At 70.0% G+C, this 7581-nt stretch carries 7 protein-coding genes; 6 read left to right on the forward strand and 1 reads right to left on the reverse strand.

Annotated elements, in window-relative coordinates:
- Positions 1 to 117: 117 nt before the first annotated feature.
- Positions 118 to 738 (reverse strand): hypothetical protein, encoded by a 621-nt coding sequence (locus AB0K36_RS34340; RefSeq protein ID WP_364601685.1) that lies wholly within the window; start codon positions 736 to 738, stop codon positions 118 to 120.
- 321 nt (positions 739 to 1059) lie between these two features.
- Here AB0K36_RS34340 and uraD point away from each other — a divergent pair, with 321 nt between their 5' ends.
- The 6 genes from uraD (at position 1060) to AB0K36_RS34370 (ending at position 7466) form a co-directional block, all read left to right on the forward strand.
- The gene (uraD, locus tag AB0K36_RS34345; protein WP_364601687.1) at positions 1060 to 1572 is read left to right on the forward strand and encodes a 2-oxo-4-hydroxy-4-carboxy-5-ureidoimidazoline decarboxylase; all 513 of its coding nucleotides are present in this window, start codon (positions 1060 to 1062) and stop codon (positions 1570 to 1572) included.
- Positions 1569 to 1967 carry a hydroxyisourate hydrolase gene (gene uraH / locus AB0K36_RS34350; protein WP_364601689.1) on the forward strand — a complete coding sequence of 133 codons (399 nt, stop codon included), beginning with the start codon at positions 1569 to 1571 and terminating at the stop codon, positions 1965 to 1967. Before uraD ends, uraH begins: the two co-directional genes overlap by 4 nt.
- Before the next feature lie 5 nt (positions 1968 to 1972).
- A complete protein-coding gene (pucL, locus tag AB0K36_RS34355) occupies positions 1973 to 2896 on the forward strand; it encodes a factor-independent urate hydroxylase (RefSeq protein ID WP_159685079.1) in 924 nt (307 codons plus the stop codon).
- Between the two features lie 67 nt (positions 2897 to 2963).
- Positions 2964 to 4355 (forward strand): nucleobase:cation symporter-2 family protein, encoded by a 1392-nt coding sequence (locus AB0K36_RS34360; protein ID WP_364601692.1) that lies wholly within the window; start codon positions 2964 to 2966, stop codon positions 4353 to 4355.
- A gap of 45 nt (positions 4356 to 4400) precedes the next feature.
- Positions 4401 to 5801 carry an 8-oxoguanine deaminase gene (locus AB0K36_RS34365; RefSeq protein ID WP_364601695.1) on the forward strand — a complete coding sequence of 467 codons (1401 nt, stop codon included), beginning with the start codon at positions 4401 to 4403 and terminating at the stop codon, positions 5799 to 5801.
- Positions 5802 to 6059: 258 nt separating this feature from the next.
- Positions 6060 to 7466, forward strand: coding sequence for a nucleobase:cation symporter-2 family protein (locus AB0K36_RS34370; RefSeq protein ID WP_364601697.1), 1407 nt, complete (start codon positions 6060 to 6062; stop codon positions 7464 to 7466).
- The last annotated feature ends 115 nt before the right edge of the window (positions 7467 to 7581 follow it).

The following is a 7581-nucleotide window of genomic DNA, read 5'->3' on the forward strand; positions in this document are numbered from 1 at the left end:
GGTTCTTACGCCGTGCCCCTACCCGCTGCGGCCGGGGGCCGCCCCCCCCGCCCACCCCCCCGCCCCCCCCCCCCCCTGCGGCCGCGGGCGGCGCCGTGGTGTGCCGGGGTCGCTCCGTCAGGAGCCGCCGGCCGTGCCCGCGGCATCGCCGGCCAAGGGGAGTTCATCCGTGGTCGGCGGCTGTGCGGCCGGCAGGTCGGTCGCGGGCGGCTCCGCCGCCGGGACGTCACCGGTGGCCGGCAGTTCCCCGAGCGCGGGCAGGTCCGCGAGCCCCGGGAGGTCGGCCAGGCCGGGGACGGCGCCGATGGCCGGGAGCTCCCCGGCCGCCGGAAGCTGGACCGCCGGAAGCTCACCGGTCGCGGGCAGCTCCCCGCTCGCCGGTGCCTCCCCGGTCGCCGGCAGTTCGCCGGTCGCCGGGGCCTCACCCGTCGCCGGCAGCTCACCGGTCGCGGGGAGGTCGCCCGTGGGCAGGCCGGCCGCCGGGGCGTCGCCGAGCCCGGGCAGGCCGCCGAGGAGGCCGTTCAGGAGGCCGGTCACCGAGCCGAGGGTGCCGCTGACCGTGCCGAGCAGACTCCCGAGAAGGTCGTTGACGGCCGTCGCGATGTCATCGGCGGGGTCGGCCGCCACGGTTTGTGCCGGTACGGTGCCGGCCTGCGCGGGGGAGGCGAGGGCGAACGCGCCCAGGCCGAGAAGGGCGCTTGCTGCCGTACAGGCGGCGAAGCGGCGAACGCTTTTCATGTGCATACTCCTGGCGATTCCGACATCGTTGTCGGCGTTATGTGCGGCCGGAGGCGGTGCCCCGATCGACTGAGGACATTTCCGACATTAGGTTCAGTCGGGCGCGCCTGCCCCGGTGTGCTGCTGCAACGGTGTATGGCTCGACAGGAGATCCCTGGGCCGGTCGGTGTGGACCGGGCGGGCGCCGGAGCGGGCCCGCCGCCGGGGCGCCGTATTTGTAACCCCAAGTTTTCAACAAAGTGTTGACGTCGCGTTGCCGAAGGGCGTTAGCTATCCGCAGCCCGTCCAACGCACCGCGATGAACAAGCCACGGAGGCTCCCGTGACTTCACTTCCGAACCCGGGCCTCGCCCGGTTCAACGCCTCCGAGGACAGCGCGGCCCTGGCCGCACTGCACGAGGTGTGCGCCAGTTCGGCCTGGGGGAGCAAACTGCTCGCCCAGCGACCGTACGCCACCACCCAGGCCCTCTTCGAGGCCAGCGACGCCGCCATGGCGGAACTGACCGCGGAGGATCTGGCGGAGGCGATGGCCGGCCACCCACCGATCGGCCGGCCCAAGCCAGGGGATCCCACGTCCTCCCGCGAACAGAGCGGGATGGCGGGCGCGTCCGAAGCGCTCAAGGCGGAGATGCTCGAGCTGAACCTGGCCTACCAGGACAAGTTCGGTCATGTCTTCCTGATCTGCGCCACCGGTCGCACCGGTGAGCAGATGCTGGACGCCGTACGGACACGGATCGAGAACTCGCCCGAGCAGGAGCGCGAGATCGTCCGCGCCGAGCTGGGCAAGATCAACCGCATCCGTCTGACCCGTCTCGTAGAGCAGGAAGAAGCATGAGCACGGAAACCACCGCATCGGTGTCCACGCACATCCTGGACACCAGCCTGGGCCGCCCCGCGGAGGGCGTCGCCATCTCGCTGTCGTCCCGTAGCGGCGCGGGAGAGCGGTGGGTGGCGCTCGGCGCATCGAAGACCGACGCGGACGGGCGCTGCAAGGACCTGCCGGCGCTGCCGGAAGGAACGACACACGTACGTCTCGACTTCGAGACCGAGGCGTACTTCGAGAACAAGCAAGCCGATGCGCAGCAGGACGCCCCCGCGAATCGGGACAGCGGTGCGGCCGGTGTGTTCTTCCCGGAGGTGGCGATCACGTTCGCCGTCGTGCCGGGCGAGCACTACCACGTACCGCTGCTGCTCAACCCGTTCGGCTACTCCGTTTACCGAGGGAGCTAGCAGACATGCCCACGATTCTCGGCCAGAACCAGTACGGCAAAGCAGAGAACCGAGTCGTCAAGATCACGCGGGACGGCGACACCCACCACATCAAGGACCTGAACGTCTCCGTCGCCCTCTCCGGCGACATGGACGACGTCCACTACTCCGGCTCGAACGCCAACGTCCTGCCGACCGACACCACCAAGAACACGGTGTACGCGTTCGCCAAGGAGTACGGCATCGAGTCGGCGGAGCAGTTCGGCATCCACCTCGCCCGGCACTTCGTGTCGAGCCAGGAGCCGATCCACCGGGCGCGCATCCGCATCGAGGAGTACGCCTGGGAGCGCATCGCGACGTCCGACGGTAACTCGAAGTTCATCGGCGCCGACGAGGTCAAGCACTCCTTCGTCCGTAAGGGCCAGGAGACCCGGACCACCCAGATCACCTACGACGGTGAGCAGTGGGAGGTCGTCTCGGGCCTGAAGGACCTGACCGTGATGAACTCGACCAACTCCGAGTTCTGGGGCTACGTCAAGGACCGGTACACGACCCTCAAAGAGGCGTACGACCGCATCCTGGCCACCCAGGTGGCCGCTCAGTGGCGCTACAACTGGACCTCTGACGAGGACCGGATGCCCAACTGGGACAAGTCCTACGACCAGGCCAGGAAGCACATGCTCGAGGCCTTCGCGGAGACCTACTCGCTGTCGCTGCAGCAGACCCTGTACCAAATGGGTTCGCGCATCATCAACAGCCGCAGCGAGATAGACGAGATCCGCTTCTCGCTCCCGAACAAGCACCACTTCCTGGTGGACCTCGAGCCGTTCGGCCTCAAGAACGACAACGAGGTCTACTTCGCGGCCGACCGCCCGTACGGCCTGATCGAAGCCACCATCCTGCGGGACGGCGTCGAGCCGAAGATCCCGGTCGACATGACCAACCTCTGACGCGGGACCGACCCGCCCCCGCCCGCCCCCAGCCGGGCGGGGGCCGGCCGGACCGGAGGGAAGAACCATGGCACAGCCTGCAACGGAGCCGGCGCAAGCGGCACAAGGCCCCGGCACCGCACCGCCCGTCCATCCCGTGGACGAGAAGCTCCCCCTCGCGCGGCTCGTTCCCGCCGCGCTCCAGCACATCGCCGCCATGTACGCCGGCGTGGTCACCCCTCCGCTGATCATCGGCCAGGCGGTCGGCCTCGACGCCGCCGGCATGACCCGGCTGATCGCCGCGAGCCTGCTGATCGCGGGTCTCGCCACCCTCCTGCAGACCGTCGGTGTCGCGAACTTCGCCGGGAACCGGCTCCCGTTCGTCAACGCCGCGTCCTCCGCCGGGATCGCGCCCATGCTCGCCATCGCGGAGACGAGCGCCCCCGGACGCCAACTCCCCGCCATCTACGGCGCGGTGATGGTCGCCGGTGTCTTCTGCCTCGCCGTCGGTCCCTTCTTCGGACGGCTGCTGCGCTTCTTCCCCCCGCTCGTCACCGGCGTGGTCATCACACTCATCGGCGTCACCCTGATGCCCGTGCCCGTCACCTGGGCCCAGGGAGGCGACGCCGGCGCCGCCGACTTCGGCGCCATGAAACACCTCGCGCTGGCCGGCTTCACCCTGGCCGTCATCCTGCTCTTCCAGCGCTTCGGCCGCGGCTTCCTCAAGCAAGTGGCGCTGCTGCTCGGCCTGTTCATCGGCACGCTCGCCGCGATCCCCTTCGGCATGGCCGACTTCTCTGCCCTGCGGGAGGCGCCGGTCGCCGCGCTGCCGAGCCCCTTCGCCTTCGGCGCCCCCGAGTTCCAGCCCGCCGCGATCCTGTCCCTGTGCATCGTGATGCTGGTCCTGATGACCGAGTCCAGCGCCGGGATGCTCGCCCTCGGCGAGATCTGCGACCGCCGCAGCGACGGCGGGACGATCACCCGCGGACTGCGCACCGACGGCATCGCGACGCTCATCGGACCCGTCTTCGGCGGCTTCCCCACCTCCGCGTTCGCCCAGAACGTGGGCGTCGTGACCCTCACCCGGGTCCGCAGCCGCTACGTCGTCGCCGTCGCCGGCGGCACCCTGCTGATCCTCGGCGCCTTCCCCGTGCTCGGCGCCGTCGTCTCACTCGTCCCGATGCCCGTCCTCGGCGGTGCGGGAATCGTCCTGTTCGGCTCGATCGCCGTCAGCGGCATCCGCACCCTCTCCGAGGCCGGACTCGACGACAGCTCCAACATCATCCTGGTGGCCGTCGCGCTCGGCGCGGGCATCATCCCGCTCGCCGCGCCCACCTTCTACGCGGACTTCCCGGCCTGGGCACAGACCGTGCTCGGATCCGGCATCAGCGCCGGAGCGCTCGTCGCGGTCCTGCTCAACCTGTTCTTCCACCATCTCGGCACCCGCAGCCGCCCGGCTGTGGCACTCAAATCCTCCTAGGGTCCTGCCGTGCCCACATCGCCGCCCACAGAAGAAGGAAGCACCATGGCACCTTCGGCAGCCCGGACCGGAACGGTCGAACGCATCGTCATCGAGAACTGTGCGATCGCCACCGTCGACGCCGACGACACCGAGTACGCCTCCGGCCATGTCGTCGTCGCGGGCAACAGGATCGAGTCCGTCGGAGCAGGCAAGGCACCCGAGAGCCTCGCGAACGTGGTACGCCGCATCGACGGCACCGGCCACCTCGTCACCCCGGGCCTGATCAACACCCACCACCACTACTACCAGTGGATCACGCGCGGTCTCGCCACCGACCACAACCTCTTCGACTGGCTGGTGGCGCTCTACCCGACCTGGGCGCGCATCGACGAGCCGATGGTCCGCGCCGCGGCGCAGGGCTCGCTCGCGATGATGGCCCGCGGCGGCGTCACCACCGCCATGGACCACCACTACGTCTACCCCCAGGGCTCCGGCGACCTGTCCGGCGCGATCATCGGCTCCGCCCGCGAGATGGGCGTACGGTTCACGCTCGCCCGCGGTTCCATGGACCGCGGCACGTCGGACGGCGGCCTGCCGCCGGACTTCGCGGTCGAGTCCCTCGAAGGCGCGCTGGCCGGCACCGAGGAGACCATCGACAAGCACCACGACGCCTCGTTCGACGCGATGACGCAGATCGCCGTCGCGCCGTGCTCCCCCTTCTCCGTCACCACCGAACTGCTGAGGCAGGGCGCGGAGCTGGCCCGGCGCAAGGGAGTGCGGCTGCACACCCACGGGTCGGAGACGGTCGAGGAGGAGGAGTTCTGCAAGGAGCTCTTCGGGATGGGCCCCACCGACTACTTCGAGTCGACGGGCTGGCTGGGCTCCGACGTGTGGATGGCGCACTGCGTCCACATGAACGACTCCGACATCGCGGCCTTCGCCCGCACGGGAACCGGCGTCGCGCACTGCCCCTCCTCCAACGCGCGTCTGGCGGCCGGCATCGCCCGCGTCCCCGACATGCTGCGGGCCGGCGTGCCGGTGGGACTCGGCGTGGACGGCACCGCCTCCAACGAGTCCGGCGAACTGCACACCGAACTGCGCAACGCGCTTCTGATCAACCGGCTCGGCGCCCACCGCGAGGCCGCCCTGAACGCCCGCCAGGCACTGCGCCTCGGCACCTACGGCGGCGCTCAGGTCCTCGGCCGGGCGGACGCGATCGGATCCCTCGAGCCGGGCAAGCTCGCCGACCTGGTGATGTGGAAGCTGGACACCTTCGCCCACTCCTCCATCGCCGACCCGGTCGTCGCGCTCGTCTTCGGCGCGGCCGCCCCGGTCACCCTCTCCCTGGTCGACGGCAAGACCGTCGTCGAGGGCAACCACCTCACCACGGTGGACGAAGACGCCATCGCCCGCTCCACGCGGGACGAGGCACAGCGCCTGGCGCGGATCGCCGCACAGGGCTGAACCCGGTAGTCCGGTCGAGGGGGACGGCCCTCGACCGGCGGCCGTGGACCCGAGCGGGGTCCACGGCGGCCGTCGCCGGGAGGCACGTACGACAAAGGTGCGTGCCCCCCGGTGGTGGCGCCCCCCCGCCATCCGGCACGGGGACGCCGCCCGCACACCGGCTCGGGCGACCCGGTACGTGCACAACCGCACCACCTGCACCACCTCCTTGACACCACACGTCCACCGCAGACGTGTAACCCGACCGGAGGCACCGCCGTGGCCGTGCACAACTCGACCGCCGAAGCAGAGGACCGGAAGCATCCGGTCGACGAAACCCTGCCCCCCTTCAAGATGTTCACCAGCGGCCTGCAGCACGTGGCCGCCATGTACGCGGGAGTCGTCGCCCCGCCGATGATCGTGGGGCCCGCCGTGGGCCTCAGCGCCAAGGACACCGCGTTCCTGATGGGCGCGAGCCTGTTCACCGCCGGTATAGCCACCCTGCTCCAGACCCTCGGCTTCTGGCGCGTCGGCGCCCGGCTGCCGTTCGTCAACGGCGTCTCCTTCGCCGGTGTGACGCCGATGGTCGCCATCGGCAGGGACCGGGGCTACGACGGCATCGCCGTCATCTTCGGCGCGATCATCGTCGCCAGCGTGCTGGGCTTCGTGCTCACGCCGTACTTCTCCAAACTGGTCCGCTTCTTCCCGCCCGTCGTCACCGGCACGGTCATCACCCTGATCGGTGTGTCGCTGCTGCCCGTCGCCTTCAACTGGTCCCAGGGCGGCAACTCCACGGCGGACGACTACGGCTCCATGAAGAACATCGGCATGGCCGCGCTCACGTTCCTGATCGTGCTGGCGCTGCGCAAACTGCTGCGAGGCTTCATGCAGCAGATCGCCATCCTGCTGGGCCTCGTCGCCGGCACGATCGTCGCCGTACCGCTGGACATGACCAACCTGGACGCCATCAAGGACGCCGGGATCGTCGGCTTCCCCACCCCGTTCCACTTCGGCGCACCGCAGTTCGAGATCGCCGCGATCGTGTCCATGTGCATCGTGATGCTCGTCTGCATGACCGAGTCCACCGCCGACATGCTCGCGCTGGGCCGGATCGTGGACCGCCCGGCGGACGAGCGGACCATCGAGGGCGGCCTGCGCGCCGACACCCTCGGCTCCGCCATCAGCCCGCTGTTCAACGGGTTCATGTGCAGCGCCTTCGCGCAGAACATCGGCCTGGTCGCCATGACGAAGGTCCGTAGCCGGTTCGTCGTCGCCGCGGGCGGCGGCATCCTGATCCTGCTGGGGCTCTGTCCGATCGCCGCGTCCGTCATCGCGCTCGTCCCGCTGCCGGTCCTCGGCGGCGCCGGCATCGTGCTCTTCGGCTCCGTCGCGGCGAGCGGTATCCAGACGCTGGCCACGGCGGCACTGGAGAAGGGCGAGAACGCGCTGATCGTCGCGGCGGCCGTCGGCATCGGACTGATCCCGATCGCCGCGCCGGAGTTCTACCACGCCTTCCCCGAGGACGCGCTCGTGGTGCTCGACTCGGGCATCTCCACGGGCTGCATCGTGGCGATCGTGCTGAACCTGGCGTTCAACCACCTCGGCAAGCGGGGGAGCGCGACGGAGGAGGACCCCTCGTCGGCGGAGACGGGGACCGCGGTCGCGGAGCCGGCCGCCGTGCACTGAGGCGCGTCGCCGCCGGGTGGAGCCGTGACGTCACGGCTCCAGATAGGAAGAGCGTCGTGGTGGGTAAGAGTGTAAACAAGCATGTGTATATATCGGTGGTGGCCGGGTCAATAAA

The organism is Streptomyces kurssanovii (assembly GCF_040677245.1).
Taxonomy (GTDB): domain Bacteria; phylum Actinomycetota; class Actinomycetes; order Streptomycetales; family Streptomycetaceae; genus Streptomyces; species Streptomyces kurssanovii.